At 70.5% G+C, this 1,246-nt stretch carries 2 protein-coding genes; both read right to left on the bottom strand.

Annotated features, from left to right (window positions below):
- A partial coding sequence (locus tag ACTS11_RS06490) for a DMT family transporter (RefSeq protein WP_442639518.1) occupies positions 1 to 839 on the bottom strand: 839 nt, incomplete at its 3' end.
- 4 nt (positions 840 to 843) lie between these two features.
- The gene (locus ACTS11_RS06495) at positions 844 to 1,194 is read right to left on the bottom strand and encodes a hypothetical protein (RefSeq protein ID WP_442639519.1); all 351 of its coding nucleotides are present in this window, start codon (positions 1,192 to 1,194) and stop codon (positions 844 to 846) included.
- Positions 1,195 to 1,246 lie beyond the last annotated feature (52 nt).

A 1,246-nucleotide genomic window follows, 5' to 3' on the forward strand; every position in this document is an offset into this window, starting at 1 on the left:
CCCCAGGCGAGCGGCTCCTGATAGAAGATCATGCCCACGACCGCGATGGCAGGCAGCCGGACGAAGTCCATCGGCATGACCACGGAGGCGGGCGCCATCGAGAGCGCGGTCGTCAGGCAGAAATGCGCGGTCAGCCCGCAGACGCCGATCAGCACGACCCAGGGCGCCGTCGCCATCGTGGGCACCGCCATGTCGCCGTCCCAGAGCGAGCAGGCGAGCCCGAGGCCGAGCTGGATCACCGTCAGCCAGAACATGATGCAGGTGATCGTCTCGGTCGCCGTGAGCTTCTTGGTGAAGATCGCCGTCGTCGCGAACATCACCGCCGCCGCAGACGCGGCGACCATGCCGGGCGACAGCGGCTGCGCCCCCGGCTGCACCACGACGAGGACGCCCGCGAAGCCGAGGAGGCCCGCGAGCAGCTTGACCCGCGTCAGCCGCTCGCCGAGGAAGATCGCGGCCAGCGCCATCGTCCAGAGCGGCGAGGTGAACTCGAGCGCGAAGACAAGCGCGAGCGGGCTGACCGTGATGGCGTAGAACCAGAGGTTCTGGCCGGTGAAATGCGCGACGTTCCTTGCGAGGTGGAGGTGCATCCCCCGCCGCGTGACCTGGCGGAGCGTTCCCGCCGCGCCCCCGACGAGGAGCACGATCGCAAGGCCCACGACCGAGCGCCATGTCATCATCTCGAAGGTGTCGAGCTCGAGGCTCGCCGCGCGGCCCGCGACGGCCATGGCCGAGAAGGAGAGGATCGCCCCCACCATCCAGAGCGCGGCCAGACCCGGCCGCGCCAGAGGCAGCGGCGCGGACGCGGGGATCGCGTCGTCCTTCGGCAGGTCGGTCATGGTCTCAGCGGGCCTCCCGGCAGCAGCCGGTCATCGGCGCCGCACCCCTCGGCGTCTCAATGCCGATCTCGACGCGGAAGGCAAGCTCCGTCCCGAGGATCGGGCAGGAAGCGCGCTCGATGAAGACCGGGACCGGCCCGCCATGGGTGGCGATCTCGAACCGCAGGAAGTCGCCGAGCGGGGCCGCGAGCGGCGGGGCGACTGCGAAGGTGGCGTCGCCGAGATAGTCGAAGAGCGCGTCGCCCTCCTCGATCACCAGCATGAAGCGCGGATCGCGCCCCAGGCAGTGGAGCGTCTGCGCCACGAGGGGCAGGGGGACAAGCGCGAGGAGGGCGGCGAGAAGAATGCGGACCATGACGTCGGGAGATAGCGCGCACGCAGCCCTTGTCAGAGGCCGCGCGCCTTCG

Origin of the sequence: Roseicyclus sp. (assembly GCF_052168335.1) — a bacterium.
Taxonomy (GTDB): Bacteria; Pseudomonadota; Alphaproteobacteria; order Rhodobacterales; family Rhodobacteraceae; genus Roseibacterium.

What these genes read in the sequence shown, in the direction of transcription:
- ACTS11_RS06495 (WP_442639519.1), bottom strand. Translation starts at nt 1,194, where the DNA reads ATGGTCCGCATTCTTCTCGCCGCCCTCCTCGCGCTTGTCCCCCTGCCC.